Annotated in this window: 28 protein-coding genes and 1 pseudogene; 7 read left to right on the forward strand and 22 right to left on the reverse strand. The window is 29.2% G+C overall.

Features of this window, described 5'->3' with window-relative positions; genetic code table 11:
* The first annotated feature begins 52 nt into the window (after positions 1-52).
* Together speA and cysE are read left to right on the forward strand one after the other, a co-directional pair.
* On the forward strand, positions 53-1900 hold the full coding sequence (gene speA, locus CQA42_RS06595; protein ID WP_115583874.1) for an arginine decarboxylase: 1848 nt from the start codon (positions 53-55) through the stop codon (positions 1898-1900).
* A gap of 18 nt (positions 1901-1918) precedes the next feature.
* Positions 1919-2614: a serine O-acetyltransferase gene (cysE, locus tag CQA42_RS06600; RefSeq protein ID WP_115583875.1), complete on the forward strand. Its 696-nt coding sequence runs from the start codon at positions 1919-1921 to the stop codon at positions 2612-2614.
* Here the strand turns inward: cysE and CQA42_RS06605 are convergent.
* On the reverse strand, positions 2611-3567 hold the full coding sequence (locus CQA42_RS06605) for a glycosyltransferase family 2 protein (RefSeq protein ID WP_115583876.1): 957 nt from the start codon (positions 3565-3567) through the stop codon (positions 2611-2613). The two genes, cysE and CQA42_RS06605, sit on opposite strands and share 4 nt — an antisense overlap.
* 130 nt (positions 3568-3697) lie before the next feature.
* On the opposite strand from CQA42_RS06605, the gene CQA42_RS06610 reads away from it, so the two are divergent.
* The 5 genes from CQA42_RS06610 to CQA42_RS06630 are packed head-to-tail and all read left to right on the forward strand — an operon-like array spanning position 3698 to position 8246.
* Complete coding sequence (locus CQA42_RS06610) at positions 3698-4201, forward strand: TolC family protein (RefSeq protein WP_115583877.1); 504 nt, start codon at positions 3698-3700, stop codon at positions 4199-4201.
* A gap of 4 nt (positions 4202-4205) precedes the next feature.
* Entirely contained in the window at positions 4206-5045 is an 840-nt protein-coding gene (locus tag CQA42_RS06615; RefSeq protein WP_147289268.1) for a TolC family protein, read from the forward strand.
* Complete coding sequence (locus CQA42_RS06620; protein ID WP_115583879.1) at positions 5038-6327, forward strand: efflux RND transporter periplasmic adaptor subunit; 1290 nt, start codon at positions 5038-5040, stop codon at positions 6325-6327. Before CQA42_RS06615 ends, CQA42_RS06620 begins: the two co-directional genes overlap by 8 nt.
* Positions 6328-6333: 6 nt before the next feature.
* Positions 6334-7017, forward strand: a complete 684-nt coding sequence (locus CQA42_RS06625) for an ABC transporter ATP-binding protein (protein WP_115583880.1) — start codon at positions 6334-6336, stop codon at positions 7015-7017.
* Positions 7017-8246: an ABC transporter permease gene (locus tag CQA42_RS06630; RefSeq protein ID WP_115583881.1), complete on the forward strand. Its 1230-nt coding sequence runs from the start codon at positions 7017-7019 to the stop codon at positions 8244-8246. The genes CQA42_RS06625 and CQA42_RS06630 overlap by 1 nt, the downstream gene beginning before the upstream one ends.
* Positions 8247-8358: 112 nt before the next feature.
* Here CQA42_RS06630 and CQA42_RS06635 read toward each other — a convergent pair whose 3' ends face one another.
* From CQA42_RS06635 to dnaG, 21 genes and pseudogenes are all read right to left on the reverse strand, one after another.
* Positions 8359-8610, reverse strand: coding sequence for a YfhL family 4Fe-4S dicluster ferredoxin (locus CQA42_RS06635; protein ID WP_115583882.1), 252 nt, complete (start codon positions 8608-8610; stop codon positions 8359-8361).
* An 84-nt stretch (positions 8611-8694) separates the two neighbouring features.
* Positions 8695-9291: a hypothetical protein gene (locus CQA42_RS06640; protein ID WP_115583883.1), complete on the reverse strand. Its 597-nt coding sequence runs from the start codon at positions 9289-9291 to the stop codon at positions 8695-8697.
* On the reverse strand, positions 9279-10526 hold the full coding sequence (locus CQA42_RS06645) for a hypothetical protein (RefSeq protein WP_115583884.1): 1248 nt from the start codon (positions 10524-10526) through the stop codon (positions 9279-9281). The genes CQA42_RS06640 and CQA42_RS06645 overlap by 13 nt, the downstream gene beginning before the upstream one ends.
* Positions 10502-10861 (reverse strand): YkgJ family cysteine cluster protein, encoded by a 360-nt coding sequence (locus tag CQA42_RS06650; RefSeq protein WP_115583885.1) that lies wholly within the window; start codon positions 10859-10861, stop codon positions 10502-10504. Before CQA42_RS06650 ends, CQA42_RS06645 begins: the two co-directional genes overlap by 25 nt.
* Positions 10858-11589 (reverse strand): tRNA1(Val) (adenine(37)-N6)-methyltransferase, encoded by a 732-nt coding sequence (locus CQA42_RS06655; RefSeq protein WP_115583886.1) that lies wholly within the window; start codon positions 11587-11589, stop codon positions 10858-10860. Before CQA42_RS06655 ends, CQA42_RS06650 begins: the two co-directional genes overlap by 4 nt.
* A complete protein-coding gene (gene ribD, locus CQA42_RS06660) occupies positions 11571-12551 on the reverse strand; it encodes a bifunctional diaminohydroxyphosphoribosylaminopyrimidine deaminase/5-amino-6-(5-phosphoribosylamino)uracil reductase RibD (RefSeq protein WP_147289269.1) in 981 nt (326 codons plus the stop codon). Before ribD ends, CQA42_RS06655 begins: the two co-directional genes overlap by 19 nt.
* Before the next feature lie 14 nt (positions 12552-12565).
* The gene (gene rimP, locus CQA42_RS06665) at positions 12566-12991 is read right to left on the reverse strand and encodes a ribosome maturation factor RimP (RefSeq protein ID WP_115583888.1); all 426 of its coding nucleotides are present in this window, start codon (positions 12989-12991) and stop codon (positions 12566-12568) included.
* The gene (gene rbfA, locus CQA42_RS06670; RefSeq protein ID WP_115583889.1) at positions 12984-13340 is read right to left on the reverse strand and encodes a 30S ribosome-binding factor RbfA; all 357 of its coding nucleotides are present in this window, start codon (positions 13338-13340) and stop codon (positions 12984-12986) included. The genes rimP and rbfA overlap by 8 nt, the downstream gene beginning before the upstream one ends.
* Positions 13337-15916 (reverse strand): translation initiation factor IF-2, encoded by a 2580-nt coding sequence (gene infB, locus CQA42_RS06675; RefSeq protein WP_115583890.1) that lies wholly within the window; start codon positions 15914-15916, stop codon positions 13337-13339. Before infB ends, rbfA begins: the two co-directional genes overlap by 4 nt.
* Complete coding sequence (locus CQA42_RS08525) at positions 15889-16146, reverse strand: DnaD domain protein (protein WP_309544424.1); 258 nt, start codon at positions 16144-16146, stop codon at positions 15889-15891. Before CQA42_RS08525 ends, infB begins: the two co-directional genes overlap by 28 nt.
* Positions 16147-16159: 13 nt before the next feature.
* Positions 16160-17038 (reverse strand): homoserine kinase, encoded by an 879-nt coding sequence (thrB, locus tag CQA42_RS06685; RefSeq protein ID WP_115583892.1) that lies wholly within the window; start codon positions 17036-17038, stop codon positions 16160-16162.
* Positions 17039-17515 (reverse strand): hypothetical protein, encoded by a 477-nt coding sequence (locus CQA42_RS06690; protein WP_115583893.1) that lies wholly within the window; start codon positions 17513-17515, stop codon positions 17039-17041.
* Positions 17490-18383, reverse strand: coding sequence for a UDP-3-O-acyl-N-acetylglucosamine deacetylase (gene lpxC / locus CQA42_RS06695; protein WP_115583894.1), 894 nt, complete (start codon positions 18381-18383; stop codon positions 17490-17492). Before lpxC ends, CQA42_RS06690 begins: the two co-directional genes overlap by 26 nt.
* Before the next feature lie 37 nt (positions 18384-18420).
* Positions 18421-19017, reverse strand: coding sequence for a septum site-determining protein MinC (locus CQA42_RS06700; RefSeq protein ID WP_115583895.1), 597 nt, complete (start codon positions 19015-19017; stop codon positions 18421-18423).
* Complete coding sequence (locus tag CQA42_RS06705; RefSeq protein ID WP_115583896.1) at positions 19014-20369, reverse strand: M23 family metallopeptidase; 1356 nt, start codon at positions 20367-20369, stop codon at positions 19014-19016. The genes CQA42_RS06700 and CQA42_RS06705 overlap by 4 nt, the downstream gene beginning before the upstream one ends.
* Before the next feature lie 81 nt (positions 20370-20450).
* Positions 20451-21509 (reverse strand): flagellar biosynthesis protein FlhB, encoded by a 1059-nt coding sequence (gene flhB / locus CQA42_RS06710; protein WP_115583897.1) that lies wholly within the window; start codon positions 21507-21509, stop codon positions 20451-20453.
* A gap of 1 nt (position 21510) precedes the next feature.
* Positions 21511-22128, reverse strand: a complete 618-nt coding sequence (locus CQA42_RS06715; RefSeq protein WP_115583898.1) for an NTP transferase domain-containing protein — start codon at positions 22126-22128, stop codon at positions 21511-21513.
* A 15-nt stretch (positions 22129-22143) separates the two neighbouring features.
* On the reverse strand, positions 22144-23583 hold the full coding sequence (glnA, locus tag CQA42_RS06720) for a type I glutamate--ammonia ligase (protein ID WP_115583899.1): 1440 nt from the start codon (positions 23581-23583) through the stop codon (positions 22144-22146).
* Positions 23584-23677: 94 nt separating this feature from the next.
* Positions 23678-24178 carry a hypothetical protein gene (locus CQA42_RS06725; protein WP_115583900.1) on the reverse strand — a complete coding sequence of 167 codons (501 nt, stop codon included), beginning with the start codon at positions 24176-24178 and terminating at the stop codon, positions 23678-23680.
* Positions 24179-24188: 10 nt separating this feature from the next.
* A pseudogene (locus CQA42_RS08470) lies at positions 24189-24623 on the reverse strand (LPP20 family lipoprotein); the annotation flags it as partial.
* 414 nt (positions 24624-25037) lie between these two features.
* On the reverse strand, positions 25038-26675 hold the full coding sequence (gene dnaG, locus CQA42_RS06735; RefSeq protein WP_220271581.1) for a DNA primase: 1638 nt from the start codon (positions 26673-26675) through the stop codon (positions 25038-25040).
* Between the last annotated feature and the right edge of the window lie 221 nt (positions 26676-26896).

Here is a 26896-nt window from a genome sequence, read left to right on the forward strand (position 1 = left end):
AGCGAATACGCATAATAGTGTATAATAAACCCATTTTACTAAAAGGATAGAAATGTTTGATTATGGTATTAATTTTTGGGCTAGGGATGATTTTATCATAGAAGATGGCAAGGTAAAATTAGGAGCAAATCCAAAAATAGCAATCATTGATATTGTAAATAAAGCAAGAGAAAATGGCTATAAAGGTCCGCTTATTATGAGATTCCCCCATCTTATACACAAGCAACTTGATAAGTTATTTGATTCATTTCATTCATCAATCAAACAATACAAATATAAAGGTAAATTTAAAGCCGTATTTCCACTAAAAGTCAATCAATTTCCAAATTTTATATTACCACTTGTAGAAGCATCACAAGATAAAGATTATGGACTAGAAGCTGGAAGTAAAGCAGAATTGATCATTGCTATGGCTTATACAAATCTAAAATCTCCAATAACAGTAAATGGCTTTAAAGACAAAGAAATGATTCATCTAGGATTTATCGCCTCAAATATGGGACATAATGTCACACTTACAATAGAAGGCTTAAATGAATTAGAAACAATAATAGAAGTAGCAAAAGAGATGAACCCACCATATCCAAATATAGGACTTAGAATAAGATTGCATTCTATGGGTAGCGGAATTTGGGCAAAAAGTGGTGGAATTAATTCAAAATTTGGACTTACTTCAAATGAATTACTTGAGGCGATAAATCTTCTTAAAAATTCAAATCTAATATCGCAATTTACGATGATTCACTTTCATATAGGAAGTCAAATAAGTGATATATCACCACTAAAAAAAGCACTTAGAGAAGCAGGAAATATTTATGCTGAACTTAGAAAAATGGGATGTGAGAATCTTAGTATAGTAAATATTGGTGGCGGACTTGCAGTAGAATACACGCAGCATGCTGGGTTTAATAATAAAAACTACACTCTAGCAGAATTTAGTGCTGATGTTGTATTTAGTTTAAAAGAAATTGCAAAAAACAAAAAAGAAAAAGAGCCAGATATATTTATAGAGAGTGGTAGATTTATTGCCGCATCACACGCAGTATTAATCGCTCCTGTATTAGAGCTATTTTCACAAGAATATGATGAAGAATCTTTGCGACTAAAAGAAAAAAATCCTTTATTGATAGAAGAATTGCTAGATTTATACAAAAATATAAATGAACGATACGCGATAGAATATCTCCACGATAGTTTAGATCACATGGAATCTTTGCTAACTTTATTTGAACTTGGATATATTGATTTGCAAGATAGAAGCAATTCTGAAGTATTAGTGCATTTGATCATAAAAAAAGTAATTGATACGTTAAAGCATAAAAATCACAATGAAATACTAAGAATCCAAGAGCAGATTCAAGAGCGATATTTACTAAATTGTAGCTTCTTTCAAAGCATGCCTGATTATTGGGGATTGTCACAGAGATTTCCAGTAATGCCACTAGATAAACTAAATATTCGCCCTACAAGAAGTGCTAGTCTTTGGGATATCACTTGTGATAGTGATGGAGAGATTAGCTTTAATAAAAATATGCCATTATTTTTGCATGATGTAGATGTAAAGCAAGAAGATTATTTTCTAGGCTTTTTCCTTGTTGGTGCATATCAAGAAGTGCTTGGAATGAAACACAATCTTTTCACGCATCCAACAGAATTTAGTATAGTTTTTGATGAAGATGAGCATTGCGGATACAAAATAGAAAATCTACTTGAAGCACAAAATATATTAGATGTATTAGATGACTTAGATTATGATACAAAAGATATTGAGAGGCGATTAAAACAAAGGATAGATGAAGTGCCTAATTTAGATAGTGAGGGCAAAAAAGAAGTGTTAGGGCAACTTTATATAATGCTTAGTGAAAATGGCTATCTAAGGACAATAAGAAAAAATCCTTAAAAAAATAAAGGGCAAAATATGGGAATCTTTAACGATATAAAAGAAGATTTTTTAAGTATTAAGAAAAAAGACCCAGCAATAAAATCAAATATAGAACTATTTTTCAACTATCCGGGGCTTATTGCGATAGTTCATTATAGAATAGCACATAGATTATACAAAAGAAAGTTTAGATTATTAGCACGAATTGTTATGGGATTTACTCAATTTATCACGCATATTGATATTCACCCAGCTTGCATTATTGGAAAAAGGATCTTTATTGACCATGGCATTGGTATAGTGATCGGTGAGACTGCGATTTTAAAAGATAATATCACAATTTATCAAGGTGTTACACTAGGTGGTGTTACACTAGAAAAAACCAAACGTCACCCGACAATTGAAAGTGGTGTTACCATAGGAGCAGGAGCAAAAATACTAGGCAATATTACTATTGGGGAAAATGCAAAAATAGGAGCAAACTCTGTTGTGATTCGTGATGTGCCACCAAATTCAACTGCAGTTGGGATTCCAGCAAGAATAATACAAAAAGGTAGGATAAAAGATTCTCATGCGATGGATAAGATTCCAGATATTGATAGGCAATTATTTAATTATATGCTTCGCAGAATCCAGATTCTAGAATCTAGAATTGATTGCAAAGATTGCAAACAAGAATTACAAAATTTAGATAATCTCTATTATAATTTCATAAAATCTATAAAAGATTAATCAATAATAGAATCTATAAAATATCTAGGACGAGATTTGCTTTCTTTATAAATCTTGCCTATATATTCACCCAAGATTCCAAGTCCAAGAATTTGGACGCCACCTAAAAAATACATAGGCACAACCACAGAAGTCCAACCACTAATAGTTCCACCCATAAAATAAACAACCAACGCCCAGATTCCAAAAAATAAAGATGCAAGAGAGATAATAGCACCAAGAATGCTTAAAATTCTAAGAGGTTGCACACTAAAGCTTGTAATTCCATCAAGTGCAAAACTAAGCATTTTTAAAAATGGATATTTGCTACTGCCTGCTACTCTAGCATTTCGCTTATAAAATATATGACAAGATTTATACCCAAGAAGCGGGATGATACCACGAAGAAATAAATTTACTTCTCTAAAAGTTAAAAGGGATTTTATTGCACGATTAGATAAAGCACGATAATCAGCATGATTTTTTACGATTTTTACTCCCAAAAAATGCATCAAATCATAGAAACTCTGTGCGCTAAATCTTTTAAAAAAGCTATCACTACTTCTATCATCTCGCACACCATAAACTACTTCATAGCCATCTTTAAATCGCTCAACCATAGAATCTATCGCATTTATATCATCTTGCAAATCACAATCAAGGCTGATAGCTAAATCACATTTATCTATTGCATATTCTAGCCCCGCCAAAAGGGCGTTTTGATGACCGCAATTGCGACTTAGATTTATGATTATGATATTTTCTTTTTTTAGTGCTTTTAAGATCTCTAAAGTTTTATCTTTTGAGCCATCATTTACAAAAACTATTTTGCTTTGCTTATTTATGATTTTATTATTGATTAAATTTTGTATTTTAGAATCTAAAGATTCTACGCTTAAATTTATGATTTCCTCTTCATTATAACAAGGCACAATAAGATAAATTGTAGGATTTAATTCTTGTGAATTTTTCATTTTAATAAACCTTTAGGCACTGAAATTTACTAAAGATTTTAACAAAAAATTTCACAAAAATTTCACATTATTTATATTAAGATACCAAACACAAATTTTTATCAAAATAATCAATAAGGGCAAAATGTAGATGAAACTTTTTTACATTATTTTATTGGCATTATTTTTTGCATCTTGTGCATCACCATATACACAAGAAGAATTAAATAGTGAATTCAAACTTGATGATTTTAAAAATAGCTATGATTTAAGAGATGAAAAAACAGATTCTTTATTTGATATTTTTAATGATGATGAACTAAAAAAATTAATAGACATGGCATTATTAAAAAATAGTGATATTTTTATATATGATAGCAGGCTTAAAATCGCAGAATCTCAATTAAAAATCGCAATATCAAATCTAATGCCAAGTGTAAATGGCAATATTGGATATAGATTTAATGGAGATTCTAGCATTGATACAAGTTTGATGGCATCTTGGGAACTAGACTTATTTGGCAAATATACTAATGCAAAAAATGCTTATGAAGAGCAGCTAAATATAGCAAATGAGAATCTTGAATTCTTTAAAATCTCTTTAGTTAGCGATATTGCACTTGCATATTTTAATCTTAAAATATTTGCAAAGTGATATTTTGCTTACACAAGAAAGAATCACAAACTACAAAGAATTAGTTAGCGTAATGAATACTATGTATGAAAGCGGATTTATAAATTTTAGTGATTTTATGGAAAACAAAGCATTATTACAAAGTGAAGAGCAGAATCTAAATAATCTTTTAAATGATTATGAAAGTAAGAAAAATGAAATAAGGATTCTAATAAATGATAAAGATTATGAATTTACAGATTCTAACTATGAATTTAGTATTCCAAAATTCTATGTAAATTTAGATAATAGTGCGGATATAATACTAAATCGCCCGGATATAAAATCACAAATCTCAAATCTAAATGCAGCAATATATAACCTAAACTCTACTAAAGCAAGTGCATATCCTACCATACAAATAAGTGGCTCGCTTAGCAAAGCACTATTATCACCTAATGGAATAACAGATCTAGCATATCAAATACTAAGCTCGCTTACTTTACCATTATTTTCAAGAATGGAAATATATGAAAATATCAAAATTAGCGATTATACAAGACTTGAAGCTTATTATACTTTGGAAAAAGCGATATATACAGCATTAAGTGAAATAGAAAATGCTATATACGCACTAAATGCAAATAAAAATACACTCAATACAAGCTTACAAATGTTAGAAGACAATGAAGAAATTCTAAGCACATTAAAACAAAGCTATGAACTTGGATTAATAGATTTTAGCGAATACATACAAGCAATAAATAGTCATTTATCTATGATGAAGAATAATAATGCATCATATTTTAATACTATTAGTGCGACAATCTATCTATACCGATCTATTGGTGGAAACAAAAATGATATAAGGAAAAATGATGAATGATATTTACAACAATATAAAAAAGAAAAAGACAAATAAATTTAAATTACTAATTATTGCTATTATAGTGATTACAATCATCGTGATTGCTATATTTGTTTGGCTTAAATTAAATGAAAAAGAAGAAGTTTATATAACACAAAATCCTGTATTACAAGATATTTCACAAGATGTTAGCGCAACAGGAACACTAGATCCAACAGATACCGTTGAAGTAGGTAGCCAAATCTCTGGAACAATACTAGAAGTATTAGTAGATGTAAATGATGAGGTAAAAAAAGGGCAAACAATAGCTTTGATTGACCCAGAAAAATTAAATCAATCAGTAGATAATTTTGTAGCACAACTACAATCTGCTAAAGCAGAATTATACAGCTCGGAAGTGCAGCTAGAAAATAAACAATGGAATTATGAAAATTACTTGAATCTTTATGAAAAAACAAATGGAAAATCACCATCTCAATTGCAACTAAAAACTGCAGAATTAGAATATAAAAATGCAAAGGCAGATATAGAGGTAAAAAAAGCAGCAATTGCTCAAATAGAAACATCGCTAAAATCTGCGAGAATTGATGTAAAAAACTCAATTATTACAAGTCCTACAAATGGAATTATTTTATCAAGAAGTGTTGATCCTGGGCAAACTGTGGCGGCAAATTTTTCTGCACCTACGCTTTTTATCATTGCAAAAGATTTAAAAGAAATGAAGCTTATCTCAAATGTGTTAGAAGCTGATATTGGAAAAGTAAAAGTTGGGCAAGATATAATCTTTAGCGTAGATTCCTATCCAAATGAAGAATTTAGTGCAAAAATAGCAAAAGTAAATTATGCAGATTCATCTTCTACATCAAGTAGTTCATCATCAAGTTCTAGTAGCTCAAGCACAAGTTCTAGCTCTTCAAATATAGTGAGCTATGAAGTAACAACATATATTAAAAATGATAAATTATTACTTCGTCCAGGGATGAGTGTAACTGCGACAATAAAAACTGATGTCCAAAAAAATGCCCTAGTAGTGCCATATCAAGCATTGTTATATAAGCCAAATAATAATTCTATACAAAAAAATGGAAATAGCAGTAACTTTATAATGGGCGGACCTCCAAAAAGAGAAAGAAAATCATATTCACAAATTAGCTCAAAAGAAAAGATTTGGATTTTAGAAAATGGAATCCCAAAAGAGATTGAAGTAGAGATTGGAATCTCAAATGGTAAAAATGTCCAAATATTATCAAAAAATATAGACACAAATACGCAAGTTATATTGCAATCTCAAACAAAGTAAAGTCAAATGTTTATTGAATTATCAAACATTACAAAATACTATGGCGAAGGAAGCAATACCTTTCAAGCACTAAAAGGTGTAAGCCTAAGCATAAATCAAGGTGATTTTGTAGCACTTATGGGACCTAGTGGTTCTGGAAAAAGCACTACATCAAATATACTTGGTTGTTTAGATGTTGCAACAAGTGGAAAATATATCTTTAGTGATGTTGATGTATTTAGCTTAGATAGAAATGAAAGAGCAATGCTTAGAAGATTCTACATTGGTTTTATATTTCAAGGTTTTAACCTACTTCCAAGAACTACTGCATTAGAAAATGTAGAATTACCACTACTATATCGTGGTATGCAAAAATCAAAAAGAAAAAAAATAGCACTAGAAGCATTGGAAATGGTTGGATTAGATGGATTTGAAGATCATACACCAAATAAGCTAAGCGGCGGACAACAACAAAGAGTTGCTATTGCTAGAGCTATTGCTAGCAAGCCTTTGTTTTTACTTGCAGATGAGCCAACAGGGAATCTTGATACAAAACGAAGTATAGAGATTATGAATATTTTACAATGGCTAAATAGAGATTTAAAAATCACTATATTGATGGTAACACACGAAAGTGAAATGGCTAGTTTTGCAAGTAGAGAAATACATTTTTTAGATGGTAATATTGATTATACAAAAGGAAGACATTAATGATATTTAATGCTTTTTTACTAGCTTTTAGACAAATTAGCAGGAATCCACTTAGGGCATTTTTAACAATGCTAGGGATTATCATTGGAACAGGAAGCGTTATTGTAATGATTAGCTTAGGAAATGGCACAACACAGCAAATAAAAGATAATATAGCAAGTCTTGGAAGCAATATATTAATACTCACACCATCACGAGGACTTGATACATCTGGACAAAGTCTTAGGAGATATTTCAATCAACAAGAAGTAGATTTGATAAGAGATAGAGTCTATGGTATAAGAGCATTATCACCTATGGGTGAAGGAAGTGCTTTAATACAATATAAACAAAATTCTAAAGAAACAGCAACATATGGCGTTATAGGTGAGTATTTTATCGCTGGAAATTGGAGTATGGCAGAAGGTAGAGAATTTAGAGATGATGAGTATAAAAGTGGTGCAAATGTATGCATCATTGGAGATAGTGTAAAAAATGCTTTATTTAAAAATAGCGATCCACTTGGAGCAAAAATCAAGGTAGGAAACAAAGAAGGAAGTATTATTTGTGAATGTGTTGGAGTATTGGCTGCAAAAGGTCAAGGTGCTATGGGTAACGATCAAGATGATGTGATTGTTTTTCCACTAAAATCATATCTAAGAACTCTAGGACGAGAAAAAACATCTATCAATAATATAAATAGAATTACCATATCTCTTGAAGATGGTATAGATTCTAAACAAAAAACACAAGAAATCAAACAAGTGCTAAATGAAATAAGAAATATAGATAATTCAAAGAGTAGTAATTTTGAGATAATAGATACTAAACAAATTGAAGAAACACTTGAAAGCACAACAAAAATGCTAACACTATTTCTTGGAACTATTGCTGGAGTAAGTCTAATAGTTGGTGGAATTGGTATTATGAATATTATGCTTGTATCTGTAACAGAACGAACAAAAGAAATAGGCACTAGACTCGCAATAGGTGCATTGGAGAATGAAGTATTGCTGCAATTTTTAATAGAAGCCATTGTTATTAGCTCATTTGGTGGATTAATTGGTGTAGTATTGTCTTTTATTATTTCATTTGCACTTGCAAATGCTTTTGAACTACCTTTTGTATATAGCATTTCTGTTGCAATTATTGCATTTTTATTTTCTGCATTTATTGGAATCTTATTTGGATATTTGCCTGCAAAAAGAGCATCTAAATTAAATCCGATAGACGCACTAAGGCATGAATAATTTCTCATACTAGATTAAAATCTAGTATGATTAGAGTTTCGTTAATTAGTAGATTTTAGCTTTAGCAATGCTATGCTTTTAGCAAAATATTTTTGTAACATTGCAAACTATATTAATCTCTTTGAGATAATTTTTGAAATTTATATTTTAGCTCATCGATGCTCTCGACATTATCAGGGTCTGCTACTATCGCATCTACAGGACATACACTAATACAAGCAGGCTCATCATAATATCCAACACATTCAGTGCATTTATCTGGATCGATTAAATATATAGGATCATTTTCATCAATAGCCTCATTAGGACATTCTTCTCTACACGCATCACAAGCTATACATTCATCATTTATCATTAAAGACATAAATATTTATCTCCTTACAAAAGTTTATAAGTTGGATTTTTAGCATAAAAATCAAAAAAATACTAAAAATATTAAATTTAATTGCTAATTCTCTATATATATAGCAATCTTATTAGTAACAATATTTGTTTTTAAACTATCAATCATCATAAAATCAATATTGCTAAAAATATCACTAGGAATATCAATACTAGAATCTACAACTACTCTAATCCCCAAATGTATACAAAAATTAAATAATATTTCAAATGATTTAAAATCTAATATAGAAGAATCTAAAATAATCATATCAGCACCATAGATAGCAGATTCTAAGATTTGATATTTTGAGATAATAATATCTTTGTGAATGATGATAAATGGAGTATATCGCCTAAGAGTGGCAATCAAAGAAATATCTTTTAGCGAAGTTGTATCTGCGATAATTAGACCTAAATTATTAGGCAAATTAGAAATGCTAGATTCATCTTTGATGCATTTTAGTTTTATGATATCATCTTTGATAAAGAGTGAAAAATCAAAATCAAATGCACGGGGTGGATATGGATTAAGTGATAAGCTCCTACCAAGCAAATCAAAATCAAATTCTTTATTTCTTTTTTCGACATTGCTTTTTGTTTTTTCTATCAAGCTTTCTATTTTACTTTTTTTAGAAAAAACACTAGATATTACTTCAAACACTTCCTTATATGCTCCAAATGTTCTTTTATTTCTTTTTCACTCTCAAGAGTTTCTTTGTCTATTTTATTTATTACGTCTAAAGCCTCGCTACATCGATGTAATTTATAATAACCCCATGCAAGAGAATCCAAATATGCAGGATTATCTGGCTCCTCTTTTAAGGCATTTTCTACATATTTTATACCTTCATTTATATCTATATCATAATCAATTAGCAAATATCCCAAATAATTAGCAAATGTTGGATTATTATTATCTTTTAGAGCAATTTTAAAATTACTAATCACATCATCTAATACAGATTTTTTATCTTGTGCTTCTTCAAAATCAATAATAGCCATCATACCATAATAAAAACCATCATCTTTTTTATCTAGTAGTTGCTTTAATACAATCCTAGCATTTTTATAATCCTTAATAAATAAATATTTATCAACAATTGGCTCTAAATTTAAATCATGCTTATTTGCTAAAGACAATGCCAAATCTAGATTGTCATCAATGATATAAACTCTATATAAATTACTAGCATTTGTGCTATTTGGATATTGTTCATAATAAGTAATAAATAAAGGTTTTAATTCTTCTAAACTTTTAGCATTAACAGATAGTTGAGTAAAAGATAATTGGGTTATGATTTGAGCAAAATCGCTATCTATTGTTTCTTTGAAATAATCTTTTATAAAAGGTAGGCTACTAGCAAAATCATTCAAATATATATTAGTAGAAGTGATAAGTAGAAGTGTGTGCTTATCTTTTTCTATCTCATATGATTGTATTAGGTATTTTTGTGCGGTTTTATATTCTTTTTTTAGTGCATACAATCCGCCTAAAGTTTTAAAATTAATTTTCTTTAGATCGTCTTTGTCCTCTAATTTTATAATTTCCTCATATGTCAAGATCGCTTTATTGGTGTTTCTTTGCATCATATATATATTGGCAAGTATATATTTTACTTGTAAATTTTTGTTATCAATATTTTGATATTTTTGAATATAATTAAGTGCATTTGCAGTATCACCAATCATCATAGATAGCTTTATTACTTCTTCTAGATATTCGAGTTTGTTTGTAGAGTTATAAATCTCATTATAAATTTCTATTGCACTTTTATAATTACCTACATCAATAAAAGATAAAGCTTCAAAAATCTTATCATCTTCAAGATTCTGCCCATAAACAAATACAAAACAACAAAACAATAATGATATTATTTTTTTAATACACCCATGCATTCCCTAAAAGCTCCTTGTGGATTTTTCTTAAAAATATCCCAAAATGGAAAACTAGCACAATTTTTTGGTCTGCACTCATAAATACTGCACTCTCTATTAGAATCTAAAAAAATACAATCAGCGCTATCTTCATTATCTTTTAATGCATATCTATTGCCAACTTTGCGTAAATATTGCATACCAAAATCTTTAAGACTCATATTTAGATATTGTGCTATTTTTTGTGCTTCATCAACTTCCAAAAAAACATACCCATCGCCAATACAACACTTTCCACCGCATTCTTTACATTTACTCTCATCAAATACAAAATCAAAACCATCTTTTTGTATCATAGTATTTGCTCCAAATTTGATACCTTAATGCTAAAAGTATTACAAAGTCTAAAAATCTCTTTTGCCTCATTTGAATGCTCTTTATCTATAAAATTATACAATGGAGCTAGAATCTTTGTTTGGCTTTTTGAGATTTTACATTTTATCATAACTAAATTTGCATTTTTAGATACTTTAGGATAGACAAAAGCCATTTCATCTACATTAAAATTAGTATCACTAATAGCATTAAAAACATTTTTTATCTCTTTTGCATCATAACAAAATATAAAAGTTCCATTTGGCTTTAAAATAGATTTTACAAACTTAAGTAATAAATGAAGTGGAAGATTCTCACTCTGCCTTGCTAAAAAAATAAATTTATTTTTAGAATCTATGATATCTTTCCTATAAAATGGCGGATTTGAGATGATAAAATCAAATTTTTCTTTACTAGATTCTAAACCAGATTCCAAAATATTGCCAACAATCATATCACAAGCAATATTATTTTTTTTTGCATTAATCAATGCAATTTTTGCCATCGTATCATTTATCTCACTTAAACTAAGCTTTATTTTAAAATCTCTAGCACACAAAAGCCCCAAAACCCCACAACCTGTGCCAATATCAAGCAATTTTATATCATTTTTTAAAAATCTTTTTATAAAATGATATAAAAATAAACTATCGCTATTATAACAATATCCATTTTCTAGCTGATATAAATCTAATCTCTTTTTATCCATAATGCAATATCCCTACCAATACTTTGTGTTTGCAGAATCCTGCCATTAAAATCACTAAAAAAATTTCTACCTTTTTGCATATTTGGAGATAAAAATACAAGCAAACAATCAACCCTATCTTTTATAAATTCAAAAAAATTCGCCCCACCCTCACAGATATTAAACCCATTTAGTGCAATTTTATCGATATTATTTGCAAATACAACTTCTCTATTTGCTTTAAAAATATTTAGATTCTTCTCCAATCTATTTTCTCTACCAATGGCAATTACATTAGGTGCATTTCCACAAACAAGCCTAGAATCTAGTAGAGGATTATCAGTTAGGATTGTTTTTTGCGATATGATTATATTATTTGCAATGGATCTCATTTTGTGTGAATAAATCATAGAATCTTTGCTTGAGATTATTCCATTTTCAAAACTGCCATTTAGTCTTTGTGCGATTTTATAAAGTATAAATGATGATTTCTCACACATACACAAAAATGGAAATAATAAATCCCTGCCTTTATTTTCTAAGATTCCATATGTTACTTTTATACTGCTTGATTTTAAAATATCTATTCCACCGCTTGCAGGTTTATTTATATCTTTATGAGATATGATAACTTCACTAGGTTTTAAAATACTTAATAATCTAGCACAAGATGGCGTTTTACCGCTATGGGCACAAGGTTCAAGTGTAACAAATATTTTTGTATGATAAAAATATCCATTGTGGTTTTTTACTAGATAATCATAAATTTCAAATGGATTTATAATTTCATTTATTTTTGTATCACCACTTAAGTTTATAAATGCAGTTTTTAATGCAGCGAGTTCAGCATGAGCACCACCAAAGACTTTATGAGATTCTAAAGCAATAATGGCATTATTAGAATCCAAGATCAAAGCCCCTACAGCAGGATTTGGCAAAGCTAGTGCTTGGGATTCCCAAGCCTTTGATATAGCAATATCCATATAAAAATCATAATTTACCAAATAAAAACACTCTTAGCTTTTTTAATATCACTATATTTATAATAGGTAGAATCTAGATAAAATCCATTATCATCACTTTCTTTTAAGATTCCAATAATTTTTGTTTTATCAAGTAATTTTATCTCGATGGTATCTCCAATTGATAATTTAAAATGATTTGGTTTTTTTAAGATTCTCTCTAATCCTGGTGAGCTAATCTCTAAGAAATATTCTCCATCAATGGGATCATAAACATCAAGCAATGGCGAGATTAAATCATTTATCTTTTGGCAATCATTATGATTTATGCCATTTTTAGAAGTAATAGATATGCGAAGAATATGTGCGTCATTTTCTCTTAATACTTCAATATCATATAGAAAATAACCATTTTTCTCCACAATCTTTGTGATTTGGGATTCTAACTCACTATCAATCATTGCTATCCTTTTTTTGGATTTGCTTAAATATAGAATCTAATCTATTTAGAGTTTGCATTTCTTTATCAAATTCATAACTAAGATTTGGTGTTTTATACCAATCAAGCGAACTTTGTAACTGCTCTCTAATGAAATTATTTGCTTTTTTTAGAAGTTTTAATATTTCTTTTTGTTCGTTTTCATCAATACCTGTTGTATCAAAAAATACTTTTGCATATTCTTTGCCACCCTTGCACTCTACTCTAGTGATACTTAGGCTATTTAATCTAGTATCGCTTAGAGTAAATAAAGATTCTTGCAAGATTTCTTTTAGCAATGATTGTATTTTTAATAATTTTATATTATTCATATTTGTTGTTGTTTTGCAACTTCTTTTATCACTTGCAGGCTATCACCTACTTTGATATCATTAAAAGAATCTATCATGATACCGCATTCATAGCCTTTTGTTACTTCTTTTACATCATCTTTAAATCGCTTTAGCGATGAAATATTACCTGAATGAATTAATTTATCTTTTCTAAATAGATTTACTTTTGAATTTCTAAAAATAGTGCCATCAAGGACAAAACATCCAGCAATCACATTTCCTTTTCCTATGCTAAAAATATCTCTTACTTCAAGATTGCCAATGATTTCTTCTTCTATGATTGGAGACATCATTTTTGAGATAATGAGTTTAACATCATCTATTAGATTATAAATAACTGAATAGCTATTTATGCTGACTTGTTGCTCTTTTGCTTTTGATTTTAGAATTGATAGAGGTTTTACATTAAATCCTAAAATATAACAATCGCTAGAACTTGCAGCGATATCTATATCACTTTCTGTAATATTTCCAACCGAAGAAATAATAATATTTACTTTTACCTCATCATTGCTTAATGCTTCTAGTGAGACTTTTAGTGCTTCTAGTGAGCCTTGAGTATCGGCTTTTAATATAATCCTAAGTGGCTTTAGCCTACCTTCTGCAACAACACTACTTAATTCATCAAATGATACTTTTGTGCTTTTTGATAATTCTTTTGTCCTTAAATATGATTTTCTCTTATTTGCATATTCTTTAGCAATAGAATCGCTCTGAACTCCAACTAAAATAGACCCTGCACTAGGAACTTCATTTAACCCAACTAAAAGTGCAATTTCTGATGGATTTAATTCATTTGTATTTTGACCATTATCTTTTATTAATGCTCTAACTTTTCCATATGCAGTATCAGCAACGATACTATCACCTACTTTTAGTTTTCCTTCTTGAATTATTGCTGTTACTACTGGACCTTTTCCTTTATCAAGGCTTCCTTCTAACACAACTGCTTTTGATTTTGCTGCAATATTTGCTTTTAATTCCATGATTTCAGCTTGAAGCAAAATCGTATCTAATAGATTATCTATTCCTTCACCTGTTTTTGCACTCACTGGAACAAAATCATATTCTCCACCCCAATCAGCTGGGTTGTATCCTAGTTCTGCCATTTCAGCTTTTAGTTTATCTGCATTTGCATCTTCTTTGTCCATCTTATTCATAGCAATAATAATTTGCACATTAGAATCTTTTGCATGGGCTAAAGCTTCTTTGGTTTGCTGTTTTACACCATCATCTGCAGCAATTACAATGATTGCAATATCTGTCACTTGTGCTCCACGAGAACGCATGCTAGCAAATGCTTCGTGACCTGGTGTATCAATAAAAGTAATATTTTTACCATTTTTATTGACCATATAAGCACCAATGTGCTGTGTGATTCCACCATGTTCTGTTTTTGTAACTCTGGTGTTTCTAATATAATCAAGTAATGATGTTTTACCATGATCAACATGCCCCATAATAGTAACAACAGGTGCTCTGCTAACTAATTCTACATCATTTGTATCATCACTAAGATATTCTAATTCTTGCGTAGCTTTTGATAATTCTATATTCAAATTAAATTCATCAGCCAAAAGTTCTATTGTAGTGGCATCTAAGAAATCATTTTTAGTCACCATTTCACCCATTTTAAATAGCTTTGAGATAATATCTGTAACTCTTAGATTTACTTTATCTGCAAATTCATAGACTCTAATTTCATCAGGAATGCTTATAGTTCCTTTTGTATTGTCTATAGATGATATATTATTGTTTGAAGTATCTTTTTTGTGATTTCTATTTTTGCTTTTTTGTCTTCCTCTACCTATATTGTCTAAAAACCAAGGATTTGCACGTTGGATTCTAACTCTATCTGTAATTTTTTCTTCTTTTTCTTCATCATTTTTATTATCTATTTGATTGATATCAAACATCATTACTTCTTCTTCATCATCATCGATTCTAGTATCACCTAGATTTCTGTTGATATCAATTTTTTGTTCATTTCCTTTATGGCTTTGAATCTTTTTATGCTCTTTTGATTTTTTCTTTGGTTTTATATCTGCTTTTGGAATATCTATTGGGTGCAATATATTATCTTTTGCTTCTTTTGCTTTTTCTATATTTTCTAGTAAATTTTTTTGTGGAGCAGAATCTTTAGTATCATTTTTAGATACAATAATTATCTTTCTAACTTCTGGGCTTTTTACAACAGATTCTACTTTTGGTGGTTCTTCATCTTTGATATTTTTTGTAGATTCTACTTTTTTCTCTATTACAGGTTCTTTTACCTCTTCTTTTTTAACTTTAGGTGTAGCTTTTTTTGTAGCTGTTTTTTTTGTTGTAGATTCTGCTTTTGTTTGCTTTTTAGAATCTGCAATAGGCATTGCAGGCACTATGCCTTGTGTTATATATTTATAAATATCTTCTGCTTTTGTTTCTTCAACACTGCTATTAACACTTTTTATTTCAATACCAATCTCATTTGCTTTAATTAAAACTTCTTTGGCTTTAATGCCTAATTCTCTTGCAATCTCTCCAACTTTTACTTTTGGTAATTGTTCTTTTGCCATTTATAAGCTATCTCCTTAAAAAAATTCACATTTTTTTCATTATTACTAATTTTTAAAATCTTACAAATTTTATTAATTATTTTTGGTTGCATCAGGCAAGTATCGCATATATAAAAACTTCTACCACTCATAGTATATAAAGATAATATACCATCTTTAATCTGCAATCGTAAAAGAGAATCTTGATGTAACCGCCTTCTGCAACAAATACACATTCTAATTTTTATCATTATATCAAAAAGCCTATTCTATATTAAATCCAATATTATCAAATTCCAACTCCAATACTCTAAATTCTCTAAACTTATTACTCAAGCTTTTAGCAAGATTTGGTGCATCATCACGATAACAAATATTTAAAAATGTCGAACCACTACCTGATAATACACTCATTAATGCACCTCTTTTTAGTGCTTCTTTGCGAACTGCAAACAATGCTGGTAATAATGCCATTCGCTTATCTTGATGGATTTTATCTTCCCCTGCAATTTTTAACAGATTCCATCTTTTTGATAAAAATATACCAGCAAGCATTGATGACCTAGATATATTAAATACTGCATCATTCAAACTATATTGCTTTGGCAATGCTCTTCTTGAATAACGAGTAGATATTGCTTTATTTGGGATAACAACAACAGCTTTTATATCATTTGGAATCTTATGTCTTATATAAAATACTTTAGAGTTTTTTATCATAGCAATATTAAAGCCCCCATTTACTGCTGGTGTAATATTGTCTGGATGTTTTTCGTATTTTATTGCTTTAGATAGTATCAAATCTCTTGTATATGATACTTTTAGTATCTCATAAGCAGATATTATCGCACCAACTACAACAGCAGAACTACTGCCAAGACCACGAGAAATTGGAATCTCATTTTTCAAATGAAAAGTAAAATCTTTTACATCTCCACCTAATTCATAATAAATCTCTTTAAAAATTTTTATAAAACTATTATCTTTTAAAAGCTTTGGAATATTGCTACCTTCGCCATCAATCTTGATACTTTGCACTATTGATGGTGAAATTTCAAATCTATTATACAAGCTAAGAGATAATCCAAGAGTATCAAAACCCGGACCTAGATTTGCACTTGTAGCAGGGACCCTTACTATCAATCAAACTCCTATTGTGGCAGGTAAAATATAAAGCGGAAAACAAGAATTGCTAAACCTAGTAGCATCTAACACAAAAGGCAATTTAAATACTGCATTTTGTTTGGATTCTAGCTTGATTGTTTTTATATCATTATTTTCTTTTAAAAAGTGGATTCTACCATAAGCCTCTATAAAATCATCTTTAGTAAAATAGAAAGAATCCACACAAAAAAGCTCTATATTATTTATTATGCTTAATGTTTGTAAAAATATATGTGTGAGCTTTAATGCACTAAAATTGCCAGGACCATTTGCATAAAATACTCTATTTATACAATATTCATTCATCACTTCACTAAATAATTGTGGCAGAATATCACTTGTTTTACCAATAGATTCAAACTTTTTTATCAGTTTATTATCAATATAGATTCCAAGTAAAATTGGTGATGAAACACTAATTAGGCAAATATCACACTTGTGTTGTTGCGTATTCAAGATTTTCTTCTTGCACCTCATCTTCTAATGTTATGATTTCAAATGCATCACTTTGTGATAGTATTTTTTTTGTCAAAAAATGATTTAGCTTGTGGCTACCTGCAAATGATATATAAGTCCCCATTAATGGCATACCAAGAATACTCATATCACCAATTGCATCCAAAATCTTATGACGAACAAACTCTTCTTTATATCTTAGACCCTCTTTATTTAGGATTCCACTCTCATCAAGGACTATGCAATTTGAGAGATTCCCGCCTTTTGCAAGTCCAATTGAACGTAAATAATTTACCTCTTGTAAAAATCCAAATGTCCTAGCTCTTGCAATTTCATCTTTATACGCTTGGATTGAATATGTAAATCTATAATGCTGCTCTTTTATTGATTGATGAGAAAAATTGATAGTAAAATCAAAAATAGTTTTATTACTTGGCTCGACTTTTACAAATTTTTCTCCATCATTAATTTCAATAGTTTTTTTAATAGCAATAGCTCGTTTTTTTGCACTCTGCTCTACTATACCTGCTTCATCCAATAGCATGCAATATCCAATAGAGCTACCATCCATTATAGGCACTTCTTCATTATCTAATATAATTCTAAGATTATCTATACCATATGCATGTATTGCAGATAAAAGATGTTCGATTGTAGAGATTCTTGCTTCACCATTTCCAAGAACAGTTGCCAAAGTGGTATCTATGACATTATCTGGAGATAGTTTTATGCTTTTACCCAAATCACTTCTAAAAAACACTATACCGCTATCTTCATTTAGAGGTTCTAATATCATTTTTACAGACACGCCTTTATGAAGTCCAATACCAACTAACTCAACGCTATTTTTTATAGTTCTTTGATTCATTTGTAAATACCTCAAAAAAATAATAAATCTATAGAATCTAAAGCGACAAAATATCTTTAATATTTAATTCATTATTATCTTTATATATTAGATTTAATTTATATTTTAACATATTAGCAGTGATGATATTACCTTGAAAAGTAACTTTTCCTTTTGTAATTTTAGATAATATCAAAAATTCACCATCACATTTTACATCACCATTGCATTCACCAAAAATACAAATATTATTTTTACCTTCTATCAATGCTCCGCTATTTACACGATTAAAAACCAAAATATCACCGCTATATATTATACTCTCACCACTTCTAACTAGTTTGTTAATAAATTTTGATTTTATAGATAAAGGATTCTCCTTTAAAGCAGAATCTTCTTGCTTAGTATTTATTTGCTCTAAAATCTTTTTACTTTCTTCTTTGTTGTCTATAAAATTTAAATGTTTATTTTTAATATAATCAACATCACTAGAATCTAAAAAATCTTTTACTATATCGCTTAGATAATCAAATACAAGTAAATATCCTTTAAAAAGTGGCAAATTCTTTTTTAAGAATGCCAGCAGTTCATCATCATTATTTTCACCTAATATATGAAAGATTCTAATATTTTGTTGATTTATCTTTGGCATCATTTATTCTCTATAATATTCATTGCTTCACTTAAAACATCATTTATATTAGTCTTAAGCCATCTACTATCCATAAATTCAGTGCTTAATACAAAAACACCTTGGATTAATACTCCAAAATGTAAATGATCGCCAAATGCAAGACCGCTAGCCCCTGTCCTTCCTATGATATCACCTTGTTTTACTACATCATCTTCTTTAACATAAAATTCACTTAAATGAGAATACAAGGTATAAATCCCAAGCCCATGATCTATAACAATCGTATTGCCATAGATTCCAAGACTTTCTTTTAATACTACAACTCCATCATTTGAAGCAAAAACTTGTGCATTTTTGATACTTGCTAAATCTGTCCCTAAGTGATAGGATTCTCCAGCTGGCTCTTTATCTAGTGTATATTTTCTATGGTCACCAAAAATCCCTACAATAACAGAATCTTTTAGAGGTTTAAATGCATTAATTTGATATGAATTTTTTAAGTCCAAATTCAAAATCTTATCATAAATCATATTTTCATCATTATTTCTAATTGTCTCATTTGCGTATTTAAACATCTCTAATCTTGATGAAAAAGCATCAATTGGTATAGTGCCTGCACTCTCAATAACAGAAACTATTTTATTGTCAATAAAACTATCTTTTAGGCTTAAATTAGATACGCGATAATTTCTAGAATATCTAGCAAAACCAATATTTGAACGTTTTATATTACCAGCCTTATCTTCGACAATGATTCTACCTCTAAAGCTTGGATTGTGTATTGACCATGGAACAATACTTACATAATAGCCATCTTTTATAAACGGAAAAGCCACAAAGTTTTGATATCCATTACTAATAGATATACTTGCTAAATTATCATCTTTTGCAAAAAATACAACTGCTGCACTTCCACCATGAGCAATTTTATTACTCATAGCGATGATTCTTGCTTCTGGTGGAATCCTATCTACAATAATCTCAAATTCTTTTTGTGTTGTATTTCCAAGAAAAAAATTATGCTTGCTATTATCAGTAGCTTCGATTTTATATTTTAAAATATCACCATCTGTAATATTTATTTTTGGAATTGGTAAATAAAACTCAATATCTTTTTTGTTATCTTCAATTTTTTTATCAATAAGAGTTATAATTTCGTCATTTCTAATGAAACTAACTTTATAAGATTTAATACCACTAGAATCTAGCAATTTAACTGGCACATTCCATTTTAGATTCCAATAAGTAATATCTGGAATCTCGATATTTGGGGGAGTTCGTTCAAATTTTGGAGAAGTGTATATAAAAATACACAAACAAGCAATCAAACTTAAAATAATGTAAAATGGAATATTGCTATTTTTCTTGAACATATAAAAACTAACCTTTGATAATAAATAAAAGAGGATATTTTAGTCTTGATTTCATTAAAAATACTTGATAAATAAATATAGTTATTTCATCTGTGATGCTATTTGTTCTGTAGTTTGTAAGATTTCTGCAACTGCCCTAAATAATTCTTGTGGAATATAATCATCAATCTCACACAATCTATATAAATCCCTTGCTAATTTTGGTTGTTCTCTAATTGGGATATTGTATTCTCTTGCTATCTCTTTTATTCTAATTGCTAGTAAATCTGTGCCTTTTGCTATTACAATTGGGGCAATATCTTCGTGCAATACAAACTTTAATGCGACTGCATAATGCGTAGGATTTGTGATAACAATAGTTGCTTTTGATACATTAGATAGCATTTTTCTTGAAGACATTTTTCTCATTGTTTGGCGGATTCTGGCTCGAATCTGTGGATTCCCTTGCAATTGTTTGAATTCATCCTTTACTTCTTGTTTTGTCATCTTTAAGCTTTGAGTGTATTGTCTTTTACGAACATAAAAATCAAGTGATGCCATAAAGAAAAATAACACAAGCAATATAGCACCAAGTATCAATGCCTTATCTTTCAACCATATTAATTGAGAAAAAATATTTAAAAATGCGATATTTGGCAATTCTTGCAAGAATCCTAAAAATACAAAACAACCAAGACTTAAAGCGATAGATACTTTTAATGTAATAAGAAAGCCATCTAATAATTTTCTTATTGAAAGTAGATTTTTAAATCCTGTAATCATATTTATCTTTGAGAATTTTGGAATAATAGTTTTTATAGTAAATAAGAATCCAAATTGCAAGACATTGCCAGCAATAGCAGCAATCACCAAAACCAAAAATATTGGAGAAATGATAATAATACTTTCTTTGATAATAAAAATAGCTAGATTTAACATTCCTAAATCATTAAAATTATCTAGCCTAAAATTCATAACATAAACAAATAAATTTTCTATTCTTCTACCTAAAAATGGCAATAAGAAAAATATAATACCAAGTCCAAATAATAATGCTAAAAATCCTGTTACTTCCTGACTTTTGCTTACATTTCCCTCTTCTCTAGCTTTTTGTTTTTTATAATCACTAGGGAGTTCTGTTTTTTCTTCATTTTGAGCCATATTATTCCCTTAATATTTTTATGGCATTTTCATAATCTTGCTTAGTATTTAGATTCATAAATTCATCTGTAGAAAAATATATTGACTTTGTATTGCATGATGATAAAAAATCAAGAATCTTAAATTCATTATTTCGTAGAGATTGAGCAATCTTATCTTTTATATCTCTTTTCCAAATCCCAATCAAAGGGTGCATCTTATTAGAATCTTTTGCATAAATCACATCATGAGTATTGCTATTATTTATCAATGTATTAATTGTGTGAATTCTTATGAAAGGATAATCTATTGGAATAAAAAATATTTCATTAATATCTAGAGTATTAAAACAATTTAAAATGCCAAATAATGGGCTAAAATACTCTAAATCTTCTGTGATGATTTGAATAGATTGCGTATTTATCTTGATATTATTTTTTGATATATCATCATATAAGATTCTAAGTATTTCATCTTTTTTATTTTCTTTTAGGGAAATTGCTACATTTGAAAATATTTGTGATAGCTTTGTGATTTGGTAAGTGATAAGCCTATTAGTGCCAAAAGGTAAAATGCTCTTATTAGATCCCATTCTAGAGCTTTTGCCACCACACAAAACTACACAAGTTTTTTTAATCATACAAATTTTAAAATCCTAGCAAGAATATGTGCTTACAAATTCAAATGGATGTGGTCTAGCCTCCCATGGCCAAATTTCTGTTTCAAATTTATAAGCTTTATATGTTTGTAAAAATTCTTCACTAAACACATTTCCATATTTTAAAAACTCTCTATCTATAAGCATTTCTTCTATAGCACTTCTTAATGTATGAGGAAGTTGTTTTATATTTCGTTCCCTAATTTCATCAAGAGTTAATTCAAATAGATTTATATCCATAGGCTCGCCCGGATGAATCTTATTTGTTATACCATCTAAACCTGCCATAAGCAGTGATGCAAAAGCTAAATAAGGGTTACTTGAGCTATCTGGGAATCTAAACTCCATTCTCTTTGCTTTTTCACCGCTATTATATGGGATTCTAACACTTGAACTTCTATTTTGTGCAGAATATGAAAGAATGCTTGGTGCTTCAAATCCTGGAATAAGTCTTTTATATGAATTTGTAGAAGCATTTGTAAATGCAGCAATACTTCTTGCATGTTTTAAAACTCCACCTAAATAAAACAATGCTATATCACTTAAGCCTTGGTATTCTTTACCTGCAAAAAGATTCTTGCCACCTTTCCAAATACTAATATGTACATGCATGCCACTTCCATTATCTCCATATAGTGGTTTTGGCATAAAAGTCGCAGTTTTGCCATTTAGATGAGCTACCATTTTTACTACATATTTTAATTTTTGCACATTATCTGCTGCTTCTAACAAATCACCAAATTTTACACCTATTTCACCTTGAGCTTGTCCCACTTCGTGATGAACGACAAAAGTCTCTAATCCTACTTGATTTAGCACTTTTACCATTTCTGCTCTAATATCTACCATAGTATCAATTGGTGGAATTGGAAAATATCCACCTTTTGTCCCGCTTCTATGTCCAATATTGATACCACCTTCAAACTCTCTATCTCTATTCCATTCACCCTCTTCTGTATCAATCTCATAATATTGGCAATTTATTGTATCTTTCATTTTTATACTATCAAATACAAAAAATTCATTTTCTGGACCAAAAAAAGCAACATCACCTATACCTTGTTCTTCTAAATATTTGACTGCTTTTTTTGCAATACTTCTAGGACATTTTTCATATGGTTGATTTTTGTAAATATCCCAAACATCACAGAAAACTACAACAGTAGTATCTGCAGTAAAAGGATCTAAAAAATATCTAATTGGATCTGGTATAAGCAGCATATCAGATTTATTTATTGGTTGCCATGCTGGAATCGATGAAGCATCAATTAGCAATCCATTAAAACTTTCTTCATTAACAACATTCATAGAAAAACTGATATGATGCCAAGTTCCCTTAATATCAGTAAATCTAAAATCTACAAATTCAACTTCATTATCACTACAAAATTTAAAAAATTCCTTTATTGCATTTGTTTTATCTGCCATTTTATTCATATCAAGCTCCTAATTAAAGATTTGGAATCTTATAAAAGTTTAGTTTAATAAATAATAATTATTTGATAATAAAAAAATATTTTAGAATCTAAAATTATTCTTTAAACTTATCAATAATAACAGTAATACCGCTTGTAAGATTTCTAAAATATATTATATCTGGTGAATGCTCGTATATAAAATCATTTCCACCAAAGCTAAATTTCTGTGCTATTACGCCATTTGCATTTAGACTTTTTCCAATACCATCAAAAATATCTTTTTTGCTTAATATTTCTTCAAATAAAGTATCATAGCCAACATCACCAAAAAAAGCTTTGCTAGCAACCCATTTTGGAGCACAATCATCAATAAAGCAAATTTCTCTTTCTTTTATGATAAATTTACCTATTGATTTGCCAAGTTTAAATAATTCAAGAGTGATTTCTGGAGTAAGGCTTAAAAGCCCAAAATCATAAAAACTAATATTTTTACTTTTTATCAAAACTAATTTTAAATCTTTTTGATCGATTCTTGTTTGCTCCTTTGGTAAAGATGGAGTTCCACAGGAGCTAAATAAAATACCAAAAAAAATGATCAATAAAAGATTTTTCATAGTCTATATTTTATACATCACTTAATATTTTATGCCATATTTTACCATCTAGTTTTAATTCCATAGTAATTTGGCATAATCCATCTTTATAAACAGTCTCAATAATCTCTGCATTTTTTATAAGTGCTTCGACTTTTGTTTTTACAACAGAATTAATTAATACCATATCTCTAACTGTATCTTGTGCATTTAAGCGGATTCCATACATTTTTTCACCAATTTGTCTATAAGCATCAATGATTGCTGCTCTTTTTGCAAGAGCCAATGCTTGAGATGGCGAGATTGTAGATTCTGGTGCAACACCCATTCCAACAGCACTTAGTTCTATTGTATTATCTGGTGTTAAAATCGGTGCATTTTGAATCATATTTTTATCATCACTATTTGGTTTTGGTTGCACAGGTAGAGTAGAATTCTGTGGTAAAGATTGAGTGTATGGAACTACTTCATTTGGTGCAATATAATTTGGCATATAATCATTTCTTTGATCTCTAATATAAACATCAACACTTGGATTGTTTGGAACAATCTCACTTTGAGGCAAATTATTTTGTGCTTGCGGTATATTTGGAATATTAGCTTCTCCAACATTCAATCTATCTATATTCATTACTCTACCATTATCATGCGTTAGCATATTTGGAGTATATGGATCTTTAAGTGGTGGATATACTGGTGCCTCTATTGGAGAATAATTTGCAGATGGTGGTATCATTGAAGTATCACCTTCTTCGCTAAATGCAGCACAACCTGACATTAATATTAAAAAACTTGTCGCTATCCCTATTTTAATCTTTGACATATCCTTAACCTCGTATTTCTAAAATTTTGAAACATTAAAGCAAATTATATTCCATTATCAATCAAATCTCACTAAATTACCTTGTTTTAATAATACTATTTTATCTTGAATCTCTCGTAATATCTTTGTTTTTTCCTCATATGATATTTTTTTATCTAATTTAATTATTTTCATTTTTTTTGTATATTTACTAATGATAAACAAACGCAATTGATTTTTAAATTTCTCATCATCTAAAGCGATAATAGAATCATTAAGCAAGATTCCAATCAATCTCTCATTTTCTATATCACCTTTTATCAAACATTCAAATTCATTTGCCTTGAACTCAAATACATCACAATCCACATACTCAAGGCTAAAATCAAGTAAATTTGGATTTTGCATAATGGTTTTTATGATGATTTCTTCTACAATTTGTGTGCTTGAGTTTTGAGAAATAATAGATTCTGTATTTTTTTTATTTTTTGCTTTTAGTAGATATGGTGCTATTTTTAATCTATTTGCGATAAATAATCTATACTCATCTTGAAGTATTGGAGTTAGAGTTTTGTAAAACTCTAGAATCTCATTTAATGCTTTTTCTTTTTGAAGTGGAATCTTTAAATCAAATTTATTTGCTATATGATTGATAATGAATTCTATAAAAGGTATTGGATTATTAAGCAAGTTTATCAACTCTTCTTTTTTATTTTCTAGCACCATATCAGCAGGATCTTTATTGTCTTTAAACAATACCACTCCACCACTTTTATGTGATAATAATAATGCTGCTTTAAAAGCGGCATTTATCCCTGCATTGTCCCCATCATAACAAAGCAAAATATCACCACCACTTTTGGATAGTAATGGTATATGCTCTTTACTCAAAGCTGTTCCAAGTGTAGCTACACTATTGCCAAAACCAGCTTGAAAAAGCATAATAACATCGATATAGCCTTCTGTTACAATTATCTTTTTATCTCTAAAAATACTTTCTTTTGCAAGATTATATCCATATAGGATTCTAGATTTATTAAAGATTTTACTTTGAGAAGAATTAATATATTTTGCTACATTTCCACTTAGCGCTCTGCCACCAAAACCTATTATTTTATTGCTTATAGAAAATATAGGAAACATTATCCTAGAATTAAATTTTGCAAAATATGTATATTTTCCCTTACCAATCATTCCAATCTCTAGCAATTTATCAAATGGCATTTTATTTTGATTTAAAAAGTTTATAAAATCATTACTCTCACCACTATATCCAAGAGAAAATTTTTCTATCGATTGACTTGATATTCCTCTATCATCAAGATATTTTAATATTTCTTGATTTGCATTTAATTGCTTTTGATAATATTTGCTTATTTGTTCTAGTATATTTTCAATACCAGAATCTTTAGTGTGGTTTGTATTTGTATATGATAATGTGAAATTATACATAGAGGCAAGTTTTTCAACTGCCTCATAAAATTCAATATTTTCTTTTTGCATTAAAAAACTAATACTATCTCCGCCAATACCACAGCCATAGCATTTAAAATATCCTTTTGCAGGACTTACTACAAAACTCGGGGTTTTCTCATTATGAAATGGGCAATTTGCTGTATAATTTGCACCTGCACGATTAAGCTCGACATAATTAGATACAACATCAACAATATTTATGATTTGTTTTAATTGTTCTATAGAATTTTGTTCAATCATTTATTGATTTTAGATTCCTTAAAGAAACTATTTAGGATAAAACATCTTGTGAGAATCTTTGCATCAATAGGCTACTTTAATCGATCTCACTTTGACTTCTCCTATTTACCATTTTTTTGGTAATAGCCAAAAACACTTATTCACTCAAATTTTTTTTGATAGACACTTCCTGCACTAAGCAAGGAGTGGATTATTATGTCTTATCTAGAGAGGAAACCCTC

Origin of the sequence: Helicobacter sp. MIT 99-5507, assembly GCF_003364295.1 — a bacterium.
Lineage (GTDB): Bacteria > Campylobacterota > Campylobacteria > Campylobacterales > Helicobacteraceae > NHYM01.